We start from the raw sequence: 16,273 nt of genomic DNA, 5'->3' as shown, positions 1-16,273 counted from the left end.
GTGCCGCTCATTCGACGAATCCGCCGATAAAGCGACCGGAAACCATGGCGAACCCTTTGTCCCGCAGGCCCGGAATTCTTTGACGACAAGTGAGGAAGACCTGTGCGACGCATCACGTCCGTTTTTCTTTCCCTGAGCGCCCTTGTTGTGGCCTCTGCGCTGGCCGTACCGGCGGCCGGGGCGGCACCGGCGGCGGACAGACCGGCCGCCGTACCCAGCGGTTGGGAGGCGGTGGACGGCGCCGAGCTGGCGCGTACCGCCGAGGGGACAGACGCCCGGCAGGCGCCCTTCGCCACCGGCGAGGGAGTCTCCGCCACGGCCGGGGAGACCGAACTCGTAGCCCTGCAGTCGGGGCGCAATGCGCAGTTCGTCGCCACCGAGGTGAACTACTCCGCCCCGAACACCGGTGTGCTGCGGGCCCGTTCCCTGGATGTCGGCGGGTCGTGGGAGGGATTCGCCTTCGAGTGGGACGACACCTCGGCGACGTTCGCCATGAAGTCCCTGGCGAACAACCGCTATGTGGCGGTCGAGAAGAACTACACCGGCAGCGCGCAGAACGTGCTGCGCGCGCGTTCCACGAGCGTGGGCGGCTGGGAGCGGTTCGTCCTGTACTACAACGAGGTCCTGGACCGCTGGGCGCTCCAGTCCACGCTGAACGGGCTGTTCGTCACCATGGAGAACAGCTACACCGGATCGCTCCAGTACGTGCTGCGCGCCCGGTCGGCCGACATCACCGGGGCCTGGGAGGAGTTCGTCCTCTACGACCTCGGCGCCTGACGTACGGCCGGCCTTCCGGTGCCCGCGCGGGGACGCGGGCACCGGAGGGCGAGCCCGTACGGACGGCCGGGCGCGGGCCCCGTCCACAGACACCACGGATGTTGGCCGAAATCTCAACCACTCACTCCTGAAACTCTGTTGTCGTGGATCTTCGGGATTGTCAGACTCCTTCCGCCGCTGATGAACATCGTGTCGGGGCAGCGAGAAACCGTCTTCCCAGGGGGGGAACACACATGCGAATCACCATGCCCGGACGCGCATTGGCCAGAGGGGCGGCCGTGCTCGCGCTGGCCCTCGCCATGGCGACCGGTACGACCGGTCTGCTGTCCGGACCTCAGGCCCATGCCCAGCCCGTCACCGACGGCTCCCTGGCCTTCAGCGGGGACGAGGGCGACTGGATCAGCGGTGGCGGGTCCTACGCCTACTCGACGGCTTCTCAGGACAGGGTGTCGGTGACCGGATCGAGCGACAAGCGGGTGATCTCGCTGTCCGTCGACGGTGCCAACGGGGACTGGTGGTCCTTGGACCTCGCAGCGCCGGAGGGCACCACCCTGGCGCCCGGTACCTACGCCGGGGCCACCCGGTACCCCTTCAACGAGGCGGCGGAGCCCGGTCTGTCACTCGGCGGGAACGGGCGCGGCTGCAACACGCTCACCGGCAGCTTCACCGTTACAGCCGTGGAGTTCGGCCCCCACGGGTATGTGAAGGAACTCGATGCCTCCTTCGAGCAGCACTGCGAGGGGAGCACTTCCGCAGCGCGCGGTGAGGTGCACATCGACAACCCGGCCCCGCCCGCCGAGCTCGGTCTCGGCCTCGCCGTCGCACTGGACGGCACGGCGAGCACCCTCAACGGCAAGGCGACCCTGCACGGCACGGTGAGCTGCAACAAACCGGTGCGGGTGCAGATGGCCGGCGACGTCACGCAGGTGAAGCGTCAGCAGCTCATCCGGGGCTCCTACTCCGCGTCGGTGGAGTGCGTACCGGGCGCGCCGGTCGCCTGGACCGCGAAGGCCGTCCCCACCGGGTCGGTGCCGTTCCAGCGGGGTGACGTCGAGGTCGAGGCGCAGGCGACGGCGACCGACCCGGACTACGAGCAGGCGGTGACCGTCGGCGAGACGGTGGCCGTTCACCTGACCCGGGGCTGAGGCCCACTCGGCGTCCCGTCGGCCGGCTCCGCGCCGGCCGTCGGGGCGCCGCGCCACACTCCCGGCGGCACATGGGGCGCGGGCCCGGAACCACCGCCCGCCGACGGCCGGGAGACGTGGTGCACGGTGGAGCGATCGCCGGGTGACCGTCGACGGGATCCCGGTCCGCTTCCCGTCCCGCCGGACTTCCGGGCCGCAGGTGCGTCGCGCCCTCGCGCAGACGGGCTCCGGCCGTGGTAGTCGACAGAGATGCCGATGAAGCCTTCGGGTGCAGCAAATCGTTCGTCCTGGTCCGGACGGCTGCGCCGTGTGATCAACCGCTCCGCGGTCGGGCGCGGGTGGCGGCGGGGCAGCGCCATCGAACTGGGGCAGCGCGCCCTGGGCTTCGCCGCGCTCGGGTTCCTCACCCTGGTCCCGCTTCTGATCCTCGTCTCCGCAGCGGGTCAGCGCGGGCAGGGGTTCGCGCAGTGGCTGGGGGAAGGGCTCGGGGTCTCGGCGGACTCCAGAGAACAGGTCGAGCAGTTGTTCACCCTGCCCGGCCAGGCGCTGCGGACCACGACCGCCTTCGGTCTCGCCGCCCTGGCGGTGTTCGGCCTGAGCTTCGGGGCCGCGGTGCAGACCGGCTACGAGAAGGTCTGGGATCTGCCTCCGGCTCGCTGGTGGGCCAGGTGGCGGCACGTGGTGTGGCTCGGCGTCTTCACCGGATACCTCTTCGTCTCCGCCACCACCGCGCTGTTGCACAAGCCCTCTGCGGGTGGGTCCCTCGTGCCGTTGAGCGGCGTCCTGTTCTTCTGGTGGTCCCAGCGCCTGCTGCTCGGCGGGCGGGTTCCCTGGCGCGCCCTTCTGGCCGGCGCCGTGGCCACCGTGATCGGGCTGGCCGGTCTGCGCGTCTTCTCCACACTCGTCTTCTCGCCGCTGATCGCGTCCAGCACCATCAGCTATGGCCCCGTCGGCACCGTCCTGGTCCTCCAGTCGTGGCTGGTCGGTGTGGGGGTCGTCGTCTTCGGCGGAGCGCTGGTCGGCCGACTGCTGTACGAGGAACTCCCCCGCGTGGCGCGCGCGCTGAAACGACGGCCCCGAAGATCCGGAACCAGGCGTCGTTAGCGACAGAGCGGCGGTAGAGCTGCCTTCGGAGTCTGCCGACGGCCCTGGGCACCGGAGGACCGCAGGACCGCACGGCGTCCCCTCAGGCGTCGGTGCGGATCACCACCGCGAGGGTGCGGGGGCCGTGGACTCCTTCCACCCGCTCCAGTTCGATGTCGGACGTGGCCGAGGGGCCGCTGATCAGTGTCGTCGGCCTCTGAGGCACCAGCCGGGCCACCGCCTCCGGGACGCCTGCCACGACGGAGGACAGGTCGACCACGCAGACGTGGAGGTCGGGGACGAGGGACAGGGCGCGCCGGCCCTGGTCGGGCGACCCGTCGAGGAAGATCGTGCCGGTCTCCGCGCAGCTGACGGCGGAGCACGTGACCACCCCGTCCAGCGCGTCGAGGCTCGGGGCCGGGATGTCCGCCGAGTCCCGCTGGATCTCGCCGTCGTAGGCGGTGAGCCACTGCTCGTCGAGGCCGTCCGGAACGCCGATCCGACGGGCACCGCGCTCCTGCAGGATCTCGGCGATCACCTCGGCCGTGCGGTCGGCGGTACAGGGGTGGACCTGGGCCCTGTAGTCGACGAGCCGGTCGGTCAGCAGCTCCAGACGTTCGTCGTCCGGGAGCGTGCGACCGGTGCGGTACTCGCGGGGGATCTCGACGCCGGGGGCGGGGGCGATGGTCAGGGCATCCCTGATCCTGCCGAGCACCGTGTCGCGCGCGGTGGTCGTCACTGTTCCTCCTGGTGGTCGTCGGCGCGCCGGGCGGCGCCCTCCTCCGCGGCATCCCGCATGGTGGCCGCGCCTTCGGCGGAGGCCAGCCAGGAGCGGAAGGACTGCTTGGGCGGTGCCGCGGTGTCGCGGCTGTCGCTCCAGCCGTCCAACGGTGCGGGCAGGCGGGAGATGGTGCGGTCACGTCCGCCTACGCCGACGGAGCGGCTGAGGGAGGCGGCCTTCTGCGCGGCCGTGTAGATCTTCGGCGACTTCATCACGGTGGCGGCGGCCTTCATCGCCAGCTTCTCCGCCGTGGTGCCTGCCTGTTCGGTGTTCTGGTGGCGGAGTTCGACCAGCAGAGAGGGGATGTCGATCTTTACGGGGCAGGCGTCGAAACAGGCGCCGCAGAGGCTGGAGGCGTACGGCAGCGAGCTGTTGGGGTCGTCCTTCGCGGCGTGCATCCCGGCGAGCTGCGGGGTGAGGACGGCGCCGATGGGGCCGGGGTACGTCGATCCGTACGCGTGCCCGCCGGCCCGTTCGTACACCGGGCAGACATTGAGACAGGCCGAGCAGCGGATGCAGTTGAGGGCTTCGCGGCCGATCTTGTCGGCGAGCGCGGCCGTGCGCCCGTTGTCGAGGAGGACGAGGTGGAACTGCTGCGGGCCGTCGCCGGGGGTCACCCCGGTCCACATCGACGTGTAGGGGTTCATCCGCTCGCCGGTGGAGGAACGCGGCAGCAGCTGGAGGAAGACCTCCAGGTCCTGGAAGCGCGGCAGGACCTTCTCGATACCCATCACGGTGATCAGGGTGTCGGGCAGGGTCAGGCACATCCGGCCGTTGCCCTCGGACTCGACGACGGAGAGGGTCCCGGACTCGGCGATGCCGAAGTTCGCACCGGAGACGGCCACCTTGGTGGTCATGAACTTCTCGCGCAGATAGGCGCGGGCGGCGGCGGCCAGGTGCGCGGGCACGTTGTCGAGCGCGGGATCGACGCCGGGGATCTCCTTGAGGAAGATCTCCCGGATCTCGTCGCGGTTGCGGTGGATCGCGGGGACCAGGATGTGCGAGGGCTTGTCGTGCGCGAGCTGCACGATGAGCTCTGCGAGGTCGGTCTCGTAGGGCGTGATGCCCTCGGCCTCCAGGTGTTCGTTGAGGCCGATCTCCTGCGTGGCCATCGACTTGACCTTGATCACGTCGCTGCTGCCGGTGTCCTTGATCAGCCGGGTGACGATCTCGTTGGCCTCGACGCCGTCGCGCGCCCAGTGGACGGTGCCGCCGTGCTCGGTGACCTTCCGCTCCAGCTGCTCGAGCAGCTCGGGCAGCCGGTTCATGGTGTCGGTCTTGATGGCGGATCCGGCGTCACGCAGCTCCTCCCAGTCCGGGAGTTCGCCGGTTACGTTGATGCGCTTGGCACGGATGGTGCGGGTGGCCCGGCCGAGGTTGCGGCGCAGCTGCTCGTTGCGCAGTTCGTCGTGCGCGGCCTTGGGGAACTTGCGCTCCCCCCGGAGGTTCCCGGTCCCGTACGGGGAGCGGGGCGGGGCGGCGGGCATGCCGAGGAACGTGCTCATCGGGCGGCCTCCATCAGGGCGTACGGCGCGGTGCGGGTGGAGCCGAGGATCTGGGCGAGATGCAGGGTGCGCGTACCGGACTTGATGCGGGAGAGCCCGCCGCCGATGTGCATCAGGCAGGAGGAGTCCCCGGCGGAGCAGACATCGGCCTCCGTGGCGGAGATGTTGCGCATCTTGTCCTGGAGCATCGCGGTGGAGGTCTCGGCGTTCTTGACGGCGAAGGTGCCGCCGAAGCCGCAGCAGGAGTCCGCCTCCGGCAGCTCGACGAGGTCGATCTCCTCGACGGCGCGCAGCAGCCGCAGCGGCTTGTCACCGACCCTCAGCATCCGCAGGGAGTGGCAGGTGGGGTGGTAGGTGACACGGTGCGGGAAGTACGCGCCGACCTGGGTGACTCCGAGGACGTCGACGAGCAGCTCGGAGAGCTCGTACGTCTTGGCCTTGACCGTGGCGACCCCGGCGCGGAGCGCGGCGTCGCCGTACCGCTCGGCGACGATCTCGTGCTGGTGGCGCACCGAGCCCGCACACGAACCGGACGGCATGACGACCGCGTCGATCGAGGCGTCCCCGAACTGCTCGGCGAAGTTGCGCACCAGCGGGACGGGTTCGCGCTGGTAGCCGGTGTTGACGTGCATCTGGCCGCAGCAGGTCTGGTCCGGCGGGAAGACCACCTCGTGGCCCAGGCGGGCGAGCAGCACCGCGGTGGATTTCACCGCCTCCGGGAAGAGTGTGTCTCCCAGACAGGTGGCGAAGAGTCCGATACGCATGGGGCCTCCTCGATCGATTTATGGTCCGACCATACTAGCCTCGGTCCGTATGGGAAAGCCTGCGGGCACGCCGGGTCGAGGAAACGCCGAACGGGAGCGGGGACGGTGCGTGTGCACCGTCCCCGCTCCCGTTCGGCTGGAGCCGGCCCGTTCCTACCGGGCGTCGTTCTCGTCGACCAGCGTTCCGTGGAGGCCTCGGATGTGTTGCTCCACCAGGTCCGCGGCCTCGCTACCCCGGCCCTCGCGCACCAGCCGCAGCAGTTGCGCGTGCTGGGCATTGAGTGCGCCCGCCGTCTCCGGCCAGTCGTCGGCGTCCTCCAGGGCCCGGAGGATCAGCGGGCGGACCGATTCACGCACCGCCGAGGTGAGTGTGGAGGTGAGCGCGTTGCCGGAACTCCCGGCGATCAGCACATGGAAGCGGGTGTCGAGATCGTTGAATTCGTCCACGTCCACATCCGGGTCACCCATCCGCCGGACGAGCTCCTCAGCGGCGTCGAAGTCCTCGGCCCGGGCATGCCGGGCGGCGGCCTCCCAGCTCGACCGCTCCAGGACGACGCGCGCCTCCAGTACGTCGTGCAGGCTGTAGCTGCCGAGCGCGAAGTGCAGGCGCAGCAGACGGCCGAGCGCGTCGTCCGGGTTGCGCACGATGCGCGCCCCGGAGTCCGGGCCCCGGCCGGGCTGAGCTACCAGGACGCCGATGGTCTCCAGCACCCTGAGCGCCTCGCGCAGCGCGGACCGGCTGACGCCGAGCACCGGCGCGAGCTCCCTCTCCGGCGGCAGGCGGTCGCCGGCTTTGAGCTCTCCGGCGAAGACCCGCTCCTCGATACTCTGGAGCACGAGCTCGTGGGTGCGGGACTGCCGTACGGGTTGCCACTCGACGGGCATCCGCTACTCCCTGTTCCGGGCGATACGCATACCCCGACTATGTCACACAGAACGTGTGGTCGGACCAAAGCAGGTCTGTCGGACCGAACCCCGGAAGGCCGTTCAACGGGGGCGCGGGGCGCTGTTCCGCTGAGCGCGGCGCTGCGGATCGAGGAGCTGGCCCGCCATCCCCGCCACCACGAGCCCGGCGGCGATGAGAAGGCCGTGACCGATGACGATGCCGGAGACCAGGCCGGCTGTTCCGACGGTGAGCCAGAGCCATGTGCTGATTGGGCGCTTCCCTCTCTGGGCGTCGCGTCCAGGGGCGCCGGTGCGTTCGGGGCGGTCACTGCCGAGCCGGTCCTCGAGGCCGCGCAGCCGCTCGTCGTGATGGGGCATGGTGACTCCCTCCCGGATCAGGATCCGTTGGGCCGGACTCCATCGTCCGGTGGCGCATGTGCCCGGGACCATCGGGGCTGACACCCATCTTCGAGGGGTGCAGCCATGCATACGGGACCTCGCCGTGCCGGTCAGCGGCCGCGCGCCGGCACTGACCGGCGATAGTGGAGGCAGCCACTCGCCCATGGACCCGTCCGAAGGAGGCCGTTCGGTCTTGTCCCTGTTCTGGCGCATCTTCCTGCTCAACGCCGCGGTGCTCGTCGCCGCCGGGGCCCTGCTGCTGCTCGGCCCGATCACCGTGTCCGCCCCGGTGGTGCTGACCGAGGCCCTCATCCTGGCCGGTGGAATGGCCCTGATGCTCGGGGCGAACGCGTTTCTCCTGCGTCTTGGGCTCGCTCCGCTGCAACGGGTCACCAGGGCGATGACGACCATCGACCTGCTGAGCCCGCGGCCGCGTCCCGAGGTCGCCGGCGAGGGAGAGGTCGCGGCCCTGATCGAGACGTTCAACAGCATGCTCGACCGGCTGGAGGCGGAGCGGGCGACGAGCAGCGCCCGGGCCCTCTGGGCCCAGGAGGCCGAACGCCGCCGGGTCGCACAGGAGTTGCACGACGAGGTGGGTCAGACGCTGACCGCGGTCCTGCTGGAGCTGAAGCGGGTCACCGGTCATGCCCCGGCACCGCTGCGCGAGGAGCTCGCCCAGGTCCAGGAGATCACCCGGGGCAGCCTCGACGAGATCCGCCGGATCGCGCGACGGCTGCGCCCCGGGGTACTGGAGGAGTTGGGGCTGGTCAGCGCACTGACGGCTCTGACGACCGAGACACCGACGCCGAAAGGACTGACCATCAGACGGCGGACGGAGAAGGATCTGCCCCCGCTCGGCGAGGAGGCGGAGCTCGTCGTCTACCGCATCGCCCAGGAGGCGGTCACGAACACCGTCCGGCATGCCCGGGCGACCCTGCTCGAGATCTCCCTGCTCCGAAGCCCTGACGGAGTGGAGCTGCGCATCCGTGACGACGGCCGCGGCCTCGGGGACGCCCCGGAGGGCGCCGGCCTGCGCGGCATGCGCGAACGCGCTCTGCTCATCGGTGCCACACTCACTCTCGGCACCGGTGCCACGGGCGGCACGGACGTACGCCTCGATGTGCCCGTACGGAACGGAAGCGCCTGACCATGTCCCACTCCCCCGCCGGGTCCGGGAAGACCCGCATCCTGCTCGCCGACGACCACGCCCTGGTCCGGCGCGGTGTGCGGCTGATCCTCGACGGCGAACCGGACCTCCAGGTCGTCGCCGAGGCGGGTGACGGCGCCGAGGCCATCGAGATGGCGCGCGCGGAGCGGCCCGACCTGGCCGTCCTGGACATCGCCATGCCGCGCCTGACGGGCCTCCAGGCGGCCCGTGAGCTGTCCCGGGTCATGCCGGACCTGCGCATCCTGATGCTCACCATGTACGACAACGAGCAGTACTTCTTCGAGGCCCTCAAGGCCGGCGCCTCGGGTTTCGTGCTGAAGTCCGTCGCCGACCGGGATCTCGTCGAGGCGTGCCGGGCGGCCATGCGTGACGAGCCGTTCCTCTATCCGGGCGCGGTGACCGCCCTGATCCGGAATTATCTGCACCAGGTCAGGGACGGGGGCGACGTTCCTGAACGGGCGATCACCGAGCGCGAGGAGGAGATCCTCAAGCTGGTCGCCGAGGGCCACTCGTCGAAGGAGATCGCGGGCATGCTCGTGATCAGCGTCAAGACCGTCGAGCGGCACCGGGCCAATCTGCTGCAGAAGCTGGGGCTCCGCGACCGCCTGGAGCTGACCAGGTACGCGATCCGGGCCGGGCTGATCGAGCCGTAGCACGCGTCGGCTCCGGGCAGCGGTTTACGGACGCTCACCGGCAGCTGCTCCCGGTGGCCGTCGGCGATGAACGAGGCCTGGTGGAAATGAAGCCAACCACCCTTCCGGAGCACGTAAGTCGGGGTCCCCGGACGGTGCGGCGAGGAGTCGTCCAGGATGCTCATGCCACGGCATCGCCCGCAGGACGGCCTGGCGGTACACGCAGAGGTGGCTCACTCCCGGGCGGACACGGCGACCCCGGGCGTGACCACGACCACGCTGTGCGTTTCATAGGATTCTCACCCAGTGCGCCTACGGTGCTCTCGTGACCCAGACGACCCCGCCCGGCTGGCATCCAGACCCCGGGCACTCAGGAATCGGCCCCCTTCATGAACGCTGGTGGGACGGGAGCCGCTGGACCGACCAGCTCCGGATACCTCCTGCGGCGGTCCGGCGCCGCCGCATACGCATCGGCGCGGGCATAGCCGCCGGCATCGTCGTACTCGCGGCCGTCGGTGGCGGCGCGTACCTGCTGGGCGACAGCTCGGACGACCGTGCCGACACCGCGTCCACGGCGCCGGCCCCCTCGGAGAGCCCACGTCTGCCGGGAGCCCCGGGCGGCGGGCAGGACGGCGGCGGGAGCGGCGGCCAGGACGACGGCGGGGGCCAGAACCCCGATCAGCAGATGCCGCAGACCGAGGACGGGTACGCGACCGACGCGGCCAGCGGCATAAGCATCCCCGTACCGGACGGCTGGACCGGCCAGTCCGGACCGATCGGCGCGGGGGTGACGACCGGTGAGTACGCCTGCCCCGGCGACGAGTCCGAGAAGTGCGTGCGCGGCGGGGTGTTCTCCGCACCGGCTCAGGCCCTGAAGGTCGAGGCGACCACGGCGAAGGCCGCGGCGGAGGCCGACATCAAGGCCAACGCCGAGGAGTCGTACGGGGAGAAGATCTACGGCGGCATCACCTCTCACGAGGAGCTCAAGTCCGAGGCCGTCACGGTCGCCGGGCAGAAGGGCTATCAGGTGCGCTGGAAGGTGGTGACGAAGAACGGCGACGACGGATACGTCGAGTCGCTCGCGTTCCCGTCCCCCAACGTCGAGGGCATGCTGGTGGTCGTCCGCTCCGGCTTCGACATCAGTACCGAGGCGCCGAAGCTCTCGGTGCTGGACGACATCACCAAGGGCATCAAGAAAGCGGAGGGTGCCGGTTCCGGCTCCGACGCGGGTGAGACCGCCTGAGTGATCCGATCGCGGACGGAGGCCGTACCGGAGAGTTCCGGTACGGCCTGCCTCATGTGGGATGGTCAGTTGAGCAGCGTGCCAATGCTGTTGACCGTATGCCGGGCAGCCAGGGCGGCCAGGGCGTGAGGTAAGCCTGCTGCATCGGCGATTCGAAGGAGGGGAACGAGCCCGGCAGTCGGTCGCCCCACAGCATGGGGCGTCCTCTCGGACTCCTTCTGGCTCGCTTCCAGCGTGCTCGCTTCCACGCGCTGGGGCCGTGCCCCGCCTCCACGCACAGGCCTACGAATCCGATTCGCCCATCCGAGCGTCCGTCGCCGACGCCGGCCCGTCTCCTCCTCGGTGAGTGAGTGTGAACAGTCCTCCGTCGGGGTCCTGCAGCGTCCGCGAGAACCCCTGCGGCGTCCGGAAAGCGGCTTGTGAGGGTTTGCTGCCGCCTGCATCGATCGCAGCGGCCGCAGCGCGTTCGATGTCGTCCACAGCGAAGGTCACCAGCCACCGTGGTCGCAGGTGTGCCTGCGCAGATGTCTGCACGCCGCCGCCATGCAGGGACAGAACCGTTTGTCCACCCCTGTCGACCTCGACGTGATCACGCCGGTAGACGACTTCGATCTCACGTTCAGCGGGCCACTCGAAGACCTCCGCGTAGAACAGGGCGGCGTCGAACACGTCGCGGGTCTGCAGGTCGAGACGGGCGGGGGCCTTCCCCTCACCCGGTGACCATGCCAGCGCGGGCCCTTCCCAGAACCCGAAGGTGGCACCGTCCGGGTCCGCAGCCAAGCCGGCGCGCCCCTCACCCAGCGCCACCGGTCCGACCGCCAGGGTGGCGCCTCGTTCCTGAATGCGCGCCGCCGTCAGGTCGGCGTCACGCACTGCGAAGTAGGGCGTCCACACGGTTGCTGGGGCAAGACCTGGTTGCCGCTCCCCGATGCCCGCCACGGGCGAGCCGTCAGCTGACGCGACGAGGAACCGATCGCCCAGCGAGCTTGTCCGGAATTCCCATCCGAGAACCGCCGCGTAGAAGGCCTGGGCGGTGCGCAGATCGCTGACCATCAGGTTGACCCAGCAGGGAACCCCAGAGACCGGCACCACGTGATCAGCAGACGCAGACATCACCACTCCTCCGCAGTCACTCCTACACCGGACCGGCCTGATATGCGAATCGCGATGCGGGCAGAGCACCACGACCGCGCCCGATGTCTGCGGCTGACGGTCACCGTAGGCCACGGGCTGGTCGAGGTTGCCGCCATGCCGACGTAGCCCGCTCTCCTGCCCGATGCGCGGGTCAGCAGTCCAGGCACTGGCCGACTCCTGAACGGTGAGATGCGAAGTGCCGCCCTTCGCCGATGCCACCGGGCAGGGAGGTGCGGCTCCGCCTCACCCACCCGGAGCCGTTCCCGCCGCTCCGCCTCATCTCAATCAAGCTGCCGAGCGGGCTCGGCCAGCCGGCCCAGATGGTCGCCGTACCCGCCCCGGGCGCGCGCCGTCAGGCGCGCGGAGGTGAGGACCGGGAAGCGCCTGGTGCGCAGGACGCGGTGACCGCTCACCTTCAGGGCGGCGACCAGGGCGTGGTCCTCACCGCTCGCCAGCGCAGGGTATCCCCCGCAGCGCAGATAGGCGTCCGCCCGTACCCCCAGGTTGGCACCGTGGACATGCGGATGGAGATCTGGCCGGCCGGGGTGGCGCCCGGCATCCTCGTACTCGCGTATGTGCCGACGGATCACGTCCGTGAGCGCCGGGTCCCATCCTTGCGGCCGGACGGTGCCCACCACCGCGTCCCAGCCCTGCTCGGCGCAGGCCCGCTGGTGGGCGAGCCAGCGGGGCGGGACCTCGCTGTCGGCATCGGTCGAGGCGATCCAGACGGCGCTCGGGTCCAGGTCGAGGGTGCGCAGGGCCAGCGCCGCACCGACGGCCCTGGCCCGCCCGGGGTTACGGGAGTCGAGCGGCGCGATCAGAGCGCCCGCCCGGCGCGCGACGGACTGGGTCGCGTCGGTGCAGGCATCAGCGGCGACGACCACGAGGACCCGGGTAGCGGCCAGGGCGGGGTGCCGGGCGGCCCGGGACACCGCGGCGAGGGCGGCGCCCAGCAGCGCCTCCTCGTTGTGCGCGGGTATCACCACGGCCATGGCGCCGGCCCCTGTCACACGAGCCCCTCGAAAGCGGCGGGCGAGGCGGGTGCGGCCATGCCGGGCAGGACCCGGCTGAAGGTCTGCAGGACGAAGTCCTCTTCCCGGTGATCGGCCCGCAGCAGCAGCCCGGTTTCACGGGCGAGCCGGTCGGCCAGCTGAGCGCCCGTGTGCAGGTGCTCGGGCACCGGGTGGTTCCAGTGCACGGTGACCAGGGTCCCGCCCGGTTCGAGCGACCCGGTGGCCCGTGAGAGCAGTTCGTTCAGCCGTGCCTCGTCGAAGTAGTAGAGCAGCTCGGACAGCACGACGAGGTCGAAGCGCCCCTCGGGCCACTCCTCGGGCACGGTGAGTCGGGCCACCTCCACCTGTTCGAGATCCGCGGTGCGCCGCCGGGTGGTGTCCACGGCGGAGGCGACCCGGTCGGCGGCGAGGAGCCGCTCGCATCGCGGCGCCAGGAGTCGCGTCAACTGGCCGACGGAGCATGCGGGTTCGAAGGCGTTACGGAAACGGGGCCTGGGCAGCGAGGCGAGGGTCAGCGCGTACTTGCGCTGCTCGTACCACCGCTCCTGAAGGTGCCAGGGGTCCTCCTGGCTCCGGTACATGTCCTCGAAGTATCCGGCGGGAGTGCTCACAGGAAGACCACCTCGCGGGGGCGCAGATGGTGGGCGAGCTCCTCCGGCGGCAGGACCGCCGCATCCTCCGCTCCCGGCCCCAGGGGCCGGATCTGCGAGGCGAAGGCATCGACGGCGTGCCGCTTCCGGTCCTGGACCTCCGGGGTCAGGGTGAGTTGCGCCGCCCGGTCCCAGGGCACGCGGGGATCCTCGGGGCGTGCCCAGTGCCACATCCAGACGGGGTATTCGACGAATGGCACGTCGGACTCGCGGGCCGCCGCCCGCGCCGCCCGGCCGGCCGCCTCGTGGTCACTGTGCACGTCGGCCGTCCACGGAGCCGCGACCAGGACCGCTCCCGAGCACAACGGGAGGAGGGCGCGGCGTACCGCCTCCTCGTGGCGGTGCACACCGGAGTCGGGAACGTGCAGCCGTACGATCTCGGCGTCCCCCGCGCCGAGCCGTTCGAGAGCGGTGCGGGTCTCCTCGGCGCGGACGCGGACGAGTTCGTCGGGGCGCAGGACCCTGCTGTCGGGATGCGATCCCTCCCCGTCGGTCACGGACACCACGGTGAGACCGTGCCCGGTCGCGGCGAGCCGGGCCAGTGTGCCGCCGAGCCCCAGCACCTCGTCGTCGGGATGGGCGGCGACCACGACCACCCGGCCCCGGGGCGGCAGCGGGAACTCACGCAGACTTTCCCAGCCCGTCCACGCCTCCCAGACGCTCTCGTCGGTACCGGGGGCCTGGATGGCGTCGGCGTAGGAGGACGTGTTCTCGGTGCGCGCGCTCATTCCTCCTCCCGGCCGCTGACCAGGACACCGAGTTCGGCGAGGTTGCGCTCGGCGTGATGCTGACGGATGTAGACGGTCAGGTCGGCGACATCGCGCGCGTGGCGTCGGTCGTGGCACAGTGGCCCCGCCCCGGTGGCCCGGCCCACATGCCCGAGCGTGCGGTCGCAGACGGCTTCGACGAAGCCCCGTACGCGCAGGCTGCGCAGCCTGGCCTCGCCCTTGGCGTCCAGCGGGTCGGCGTCGATCTCGGACGCCGCGGCCTCCAGGAGCAGACCGGCCGCCCGCAGGTCGATGTCCACGGCGCCGAGGTGGGCGTCGGTGTGCGGGCCACCTCCGCGGTGGGCTGCCGCGCGCAGGACGCGGGCCACGGCACGCGCCCCGCCGAGCCAGCAGGCCGCCACCCCGATGCCACCGTGCTGGAAGCCGGGCCGGTTCACATACCCCTCGACGTCCCCGACGGGTTCGGCGGCCGCCGAGTGGAAACGCACGTCCGGCGTATCGGAGCCGGCCATGCCGAGCGCCTGCCAGCTGCCCTCCACCGGCTCGTACGTCCCCGCCGTGAGCGGCACGGCGAAAAGCCGCCTCCCGTCCTCGGCCCGGGCAGTGACGAGCGCGTGCGTACAACTGTGCGCCCCCGAGCAGTACTGCTTGAGCCCGCTCACGCTCCACCGCCCGTCGGCGTCCCGCCCGGCGAAGAGCCCTTCGCCGGGCGGCTCGGCCGCCCACACCCCCCAGCGCCTGCCGCGCACCGGGTCGGGGCCGCCCAGTTCGTCGAGGATCGCCAGCGCGTCGACGTGGCCCTCCACCAGCCGGGCGAGACACAGATCGTCCTCGGCGACGGCCCGCAGTGCGGCGAAGCGCTCGGCGGTCGCGCCGCTGCCCGGCAGCGGGAAGTTCAGGTCACCCGCCTCGATCGCGGCGACCGCCGCACTGAAGCGGGTGGACGTCTCCGCCCGCAAGGTCCGGGCATCGAAATCACCGGCTTCCCCGGGCCGTGCCGGAGCCTCCGGCACGACGGGGCGCCGTACGGCATCCTCTGTCATTCGCGCGTCCTTCATCCATCCGGCCGGCGCTTCATCCGTCCGGTCACCTGCGCTCACTCCAGTGCCCGGTGACGCGCGATTGAAGCCGAACTCTTGAGAAACGCCGGCTCTGCGCGCCTCGACCACGTCGATGAGCCGAGCGCTGTGCCGACCATGGCTCCCACGATCGCTCCTCCATGGCCCGGAGGCATGCCGAGGCGTCCAGAAGGAGACTCAGCTGCGGTGCACCTCGTACGGGCCGGAGCTGACGCGGCCGGCACGTTTTTGCGGGCGAACGGCGTCGCTCTGATTCATCCGGCAAACCGGCTCGAAGCACCCGGTGGAGACGGTGACCTCAGTCGGTTCGGCAGGTACGGACACCAGCGCCGCCATGGCTCCCGGCAAACGGGCCTGACCTGGTTCGCCGATGCCGGGGCCCAGGTTCATGTTCTGCGCAGGATCGCCGGGCACGTTTCTCTGATGACCACACTGCGGTACCTGCACCCGGACGTACACAAGATCACGGCTGCCGACGCAGCGCTCTCCGCGCACGTCGGCGTGCTACGCGCGCCACGCTCCCTGCCGAGCCCGATCGCACTCACCCGCTGACGCCGGTCAAGCACGCCGGTCCCCGACTGGTCCCCGAGAACGACCAAGGGCCGGTTTCGGATTTCTCCGAAACCGGCCCTGATCCACGACTCTCACGAGTCGGGACGACAGGATTTGAACCTGCGACCCCTTGACCCCCAGTCAAGTGCGCTACCAAGCTGCGCCACGTCCCGATACCCGCTGACCTGGGGTTTCCCCTGGCCGAACGCGCATGAGAACAATACCGCACTTACACCGGTGCTCACGAACCCGTTTCCGGTGAACGGACCTCGACCTCGCTCGATGCCGCCGCGTGCACGGCGGGTCACGGTCCGGGCACGACATCTCAGCCGTCGCCCGGCGGCAGGCCCAGCTCCGGGTGCTCGGCGGCGAGCCCGCGCGGGGCGGCCTGCCGCCAGGAGTCGGCGAGGATCGCTGTCAGCTCCGCCACATCATCGAGCGCGGCGAGCCGCACCCGTAGCCACGCGTACTTGTCGTCGTGCCCCTCACGCACGAAGAACTTCGCCGGTTCCGCGGCGATCAGTCCCGCACGGTCCTCGACCGGACACTTGACGCCCATGGTCGCGTCGTCGTCCCCCAGCGCGGCGAAGATCTTTCCGGCGACCCGGAACGTCGGCATGCCCCAGGCGGGCTGCTCGGCCGTACCGGGCAGGGACAGTGCGATCGCGCGGACGTCGTCGGCGGTGATGGTCATCCACGGTCCCCGTTCCGAAGGCTGCGTCGGGTCCGACCGTA

The 16,273-nt window shown here is 70.8% G+C and carries 19 protein-coding genes and 1 tRNA gene; 7 read left to right on the top strand and 13 right to left on the bottom strand.

Annotated elements, in window-relative coordinates:
* Positions 1–111 precede the first annotated feature (111 nt).
* The 3 genes from OG379_RS34320 to OG379_RS34310 all read left to right on the top strand — a co-directional run bounded on the left by OG379_RS34320 (position 112) and on the right by OG379_RS34310 (position 3,026).
* Positions 112–777 carry a fascin domain-containing protein gene (locus OG379_RS34320; protein ID WP_405668750.1) on the top strand — a complete coding sequence of 222 codons (666 nt, stop codon included), beginning with the start codon at positions 112–114 and terminating at the stop codon, positions 775–777.
* A 233-nt stretch (positions 778–1,010) separates the two neighbouring features.
* The gene (locus tag OG379_RS34315) at positions 1,011–1,922 is read left to right on the top strand and encodes a hypothetical protein (protein ID WP_405667030.1); all 912 of its coding nucleotides are present in this window, start codon (positions 1,011–1,013) and stop codon (positions 1,920–1,922) included.
* Positions 1,923–2,171: 249 nt separating this feature from the next.
* Complete coding sequence (locus tag OG379_RS34310) at positions 2,172–3,026, top strand: YhjD/YihY/BrkB family envelope integrity protein (protein ID WP_405667028.1); 855 nt, start codon at positions 2,172–2,174, stop codon at positions 3,024–3,026.
* Between the two features lie 82 nt (positions 3,027–3,108).
* Here OG379_RS34310 and OG379_RS34305 read toward each other — a convergent pair whose 3' ends face one another.
* The 5 genes from OG379_RS34305 to OG379_RS34285 all read right to left on the bottom strand — a co-directional run bounded on the left by OG379_RS34305 (position 3,109) and on the right by OG379_RS34285 (position 7,318).
* The gene (locus tag OG379_RS34305) at positions 3,109–3,744 is read right to left on the bottom strand and encodes a lactate utilization protein C (RefSeq protein WP_405667026.1); all 636 of its coding nucleotides are present in this window, start codon (positions 3,742–3,744) and stop codon (positions 3,109–3,111) included.
* On the bottom strand, positions 3,741–5,291 hold the full coding sequence (locus OG379_RS34300) for a lactate utilization protein B (protein ID WP_405667025.1): 1,551 nt from the start codon (positions 5,289–5,291) through the stop codon (positions 3,741–3,743). The genes OG379_RS34305 and OG379_RS34300 overlap by 4 nt, the downstream gene beginning before the upstream one ends.
* A complete protein-coding gene (locus tag OG379_RS34295) occupies positions 5,288–6,055 on the bottom strand; it encodes a (Fe-S)-binding protein (RefSeq protein ID WP_393762507.1) in 768 nt (255 codons plus the stop codon). Before OG379_RS34295 ends, OG379_RS34300 begins: the two co-directional genes overlap by 4 nt.
* A gap of 153 nt (positions 6,056–6,208) precedes the next feature.
* Positions 6,209–6,940: a FadR/GntR family transcriptional regulator gene (locus tag OG379_RS34290; RefSeq protein ID WP_405667024.1), complete on the bottom strand. Its 732-nt coding sequence runs from the start codon at positions 6,938–6,940 to the stop codon at positions 6,209–6,211.
* Positions 6,941–7,042: 102 nt separating this feature from the next.
* On the bottom strand, positions 7,043–7,318 hold the full coding sequence (locus OG379_RS34285; protein ID WP_405667023.1) for a hypothetical protein: 276 nt from the start codon (positions 7,316–7,318) through the stop codon (positions 7,043–7,045).
* 214 nt (positions 7,319–7,532) lie between these two features.
* On the opposite strand from OG379_RS34285, the gene OG379_RS34280 reads away from it, so the two are divergent.
* The 3 genes from OG379_RS34280 to OG379_RS34270 all read left to right on the top strand — a co-directional run bounded on the left by OG379_RS34280 (position 7,533) and on the right by OG379_RS34270 (position 10,382).
* Positions 7,533–8,486 (top strand): HAMP domain-containing sensor histidine kinase, encoded by a 954-nt coding sequence (locus OG379_RS34280; RefSeq protein WP_405667021.1) that lies wholly within the window; start codon positions 7,533–7,535, stop codon positions 8,484–8,486.
* A gap of 2 nt (positions 8,487–8,488) precedes the next feature.
* Positions 8,489–9,160, top strand: a complete 672-nt coding sequence (locus OG379_RS34275; RefSeq protein WP_393767402.1) for a response regulator — start codon at positions 8,489–8,491, stop codon at positions 9,158–9,160.
* A 304-nt stretch (positions 9,161–9,464) separates the two neighbouring features.
* Positions 9,465–10,382, top strand: coding sequence for a DUF2510 domain-containing protein (locus OG379_RS34270; RefSeq protein WP_405667019.1), 918 nt, complete (start codon positions 9,465–9,467; stop codon positions 10,380–10,382).
* A gap of 282 nt (positions 10,383–10,664) precedes the next feature.
* On the opposite strand, the gene OG379_RS34265 is transcribed toward OG379_RS34270, so the two are convergent.
* From OG379_RS34265 to OG379_RS34240, 6 genes are all read right to left on the bottom strand, one after another.
* Positions 10,665–11,495 carry a VOC family protein gene (locus tag OG379_RS34265; protein WP_405667018.1) on the bottom strand — a complete coding sequence of 277 codons (831 nt, stop codon included), beginning with the start codon at positions 11,493–11,495 and terminating at the stop codon, positions 10,665–10,667.
* Positions 11,496–11,797: 302 nt separating this feature from the next.
* On the bottom strand, positions 11,798–12,526 hold the full coding sequence (locus OG379_RS34260) for a glycosyltransferase (protein WP_405667017.1): 729 nt from the start codon (positions 12,524–12,526) through the stop codon (positions 11,798–11,800).
* Complete coding sequence (locus OG379_RS34255) at positions 12,523–13,140, bottom strand: class I SAM-dependent DNA methyltransferase (protein ID WP_405667016.1); 618 nt, start codon at positions 13,138–13,140, stop codon at positions 12,523–12,525. The genes OG379_RS34260 and OG379_RS34255 overlap by 4 nt, the downstream gene beginning before the upstream one ends.
* Complete coding sequence (locus OG379_RS34250; protein WP_405667014.1) at positions 13,137–13,907, bottom strand: PIG-L deacetylase family protein; 771 nt, start codon at positions 13,905–13,907, stop codon at positions 13,137–13,139. The genes OG379_RS34255 and OG379_RS34250 overlap by 4 nt, the downstream gene beginning before the upstream one ends.
* Positions 13,904–14,950 (bottom strand): acyl-CoA dehydrogenase, encoded by a 1,047-nt coding sequence (locus tag OG379_RS34245; protein WP_405667013.1) that lies wholly within the window; start codon positions 14,948–14,950, stop codon positions 13,904–13,906. Before OG379_RS34245 ends, OG379_RS34250 begins: the two co-directional genes overlap by 4 nt.
* A gap of 213 nt (positions 14,951–15,163) precedes the next feature.
* Positions 15,164–15,400 carry a hypothetical protein gene (locus OG379_RS34240; RefSeq protein WP_405667011.1) on the bottom strand — a complete coding sequence of 79 codons (237 nt, stop codon included), beginning with the start codon at positions 15,398–15,400 and terminating at the stop codon, positions 15,164–15,166.
* Positions 15,401–15,409: 9 nt separating this feature from the next.
* Here OG379_RS34240 and OG379_RS34235 point away from each other — a divergent pair, with 9 nt between their 5' ends.
* Positions 15,410–15,538 (top strand): hypothetical protein, encoded by a 129-nt coding sequence (locus OG379_RS34235; protein WP_405667010.1) that lies wholly within the window; start codon positions 15,410–15,412, stop codon positions 15,536–15,538.
* A 99-nt stretch (positions 15,539–15,637) separates the two neighbouring features.
* Here OG379_RS34235 and OG379_RS34230 read toward each other — a convergent pair.
* Positions 15,638–15,711, bottom strand: a tRNA-Pro gene (locus tag OG379_RS34230).
* A 152-nt stretch (positions 15,712–15,863) separates the two neighbouring features.
* Positions 15,864–16,232, bottom strand: coding sequence for an MmcQ/YjbR family DNA-binding protein (locus OG379_RS34225; protein ID WP_405667009.1), 369 nt, complete (start codon positions 16,230–16,232; stop codon positions 15,864–15,866).
* Positions 16,233–16,273 lie beyond the last annotated feature (41 nt).

The organism is Streptomyces sp. NBC_01166, assembly GCF_045039765.1.
Taxonomy (GTDB): Bacteria; Actinomycetota; Actinomycetes; order Streptomycetales; family Streptomycetaceae; genus Streptomyces.
Note: the sequence above shows the minus strand (reverse complement) of the source record. Positions and strands in the feature narration are given on the sequence as shown.

Bases quoted from the DNA above. Each gene is read 5' to 3' on its own strand.
- OG379_RS34315 (WP_405667030.1), top strand. From the start codon at position 1,011: ATGCGAATCACCATGCCCGGACGCGCATTGGCCAGAGGGGCGGCCGTG.
- OG379_RS34310 (WP_405667028.1), top strand. From the start codon at position 2,172: ATGCCGATGAAGCCTTCGGGTGCAGCAAATCGTTCGTCCTGGTCCGGA.
- OG379_RS34300 (WP_405667025.1), bottom strand. From the start codon at position 5,291: ATGAGCACGTTCCTCGGCATGCCCGCCGCCCCGCCCCGCTCCCCGTAC.
- OG379_RS34295 (WP_393762507.1), bottom strand. From the start codon at position 6,055: ATGCGTATCGGACTCTTCGCCACCTGTCTGGGAGACACACTCTTCCCG.
- OG379_RS34290 (WP_405667024.1), bottom strand. From the start codon at position 6,940: ATGCCCGTCGAGTGGCAACCCGTACGGCAGTCCCGCACCCACGAGCTC.
- OG379_RS34285 (WP_405667023.1), bottom strand. From the start codon at position 7,318: ATGCCCCATCACGACGAGCGGCTGCGCGGCCTCGAGGACCGGCTCGGC.
- OG379_RS34275 (WP_393767402.1), top strand. From the start codon at position 8,489: ATGTCCCACTCCCCCGCCGGGTCCGGGAAGACCCGCATCCTGCTCGCC.
- OG379_RS34265 (WP_405667018.1), bottom strand. From the start codon at position 11,495: ATGTCTGCGTCTGCTGATCACGTGGTGCCGGTCTCTGGGGTTCCCTGC.
- OG379_RS34250 (WP_405667014.1), bottom strand. From the start codon at position 13,907: ATGAGCGCGCGCACCGAGAACACGTCCTCCTACGCCGACGCCATCCAG.
- OG379_RS34245 (WP_405667013.1), bottom strand. From the start codon at position 14,950: ATGACAGAGGATGCCGTACGGCGCCCCGTCGTGCCGGAGGCTCCGGCA.
- OG379_RS34235 (WP_405667010.1), top strand. From the start codon at position 15,410: ATGACCACACTGCGGTACCTGCACCCGGACGTACACAAGATCACGGCT.
- OG379_RS34225 (WP_405667009.1), bottom strand. From the start codon at position 16,232: ATGACCATCACCGCCGACGACGTCCGCGCGATCGCACTGTCCCTGCCC.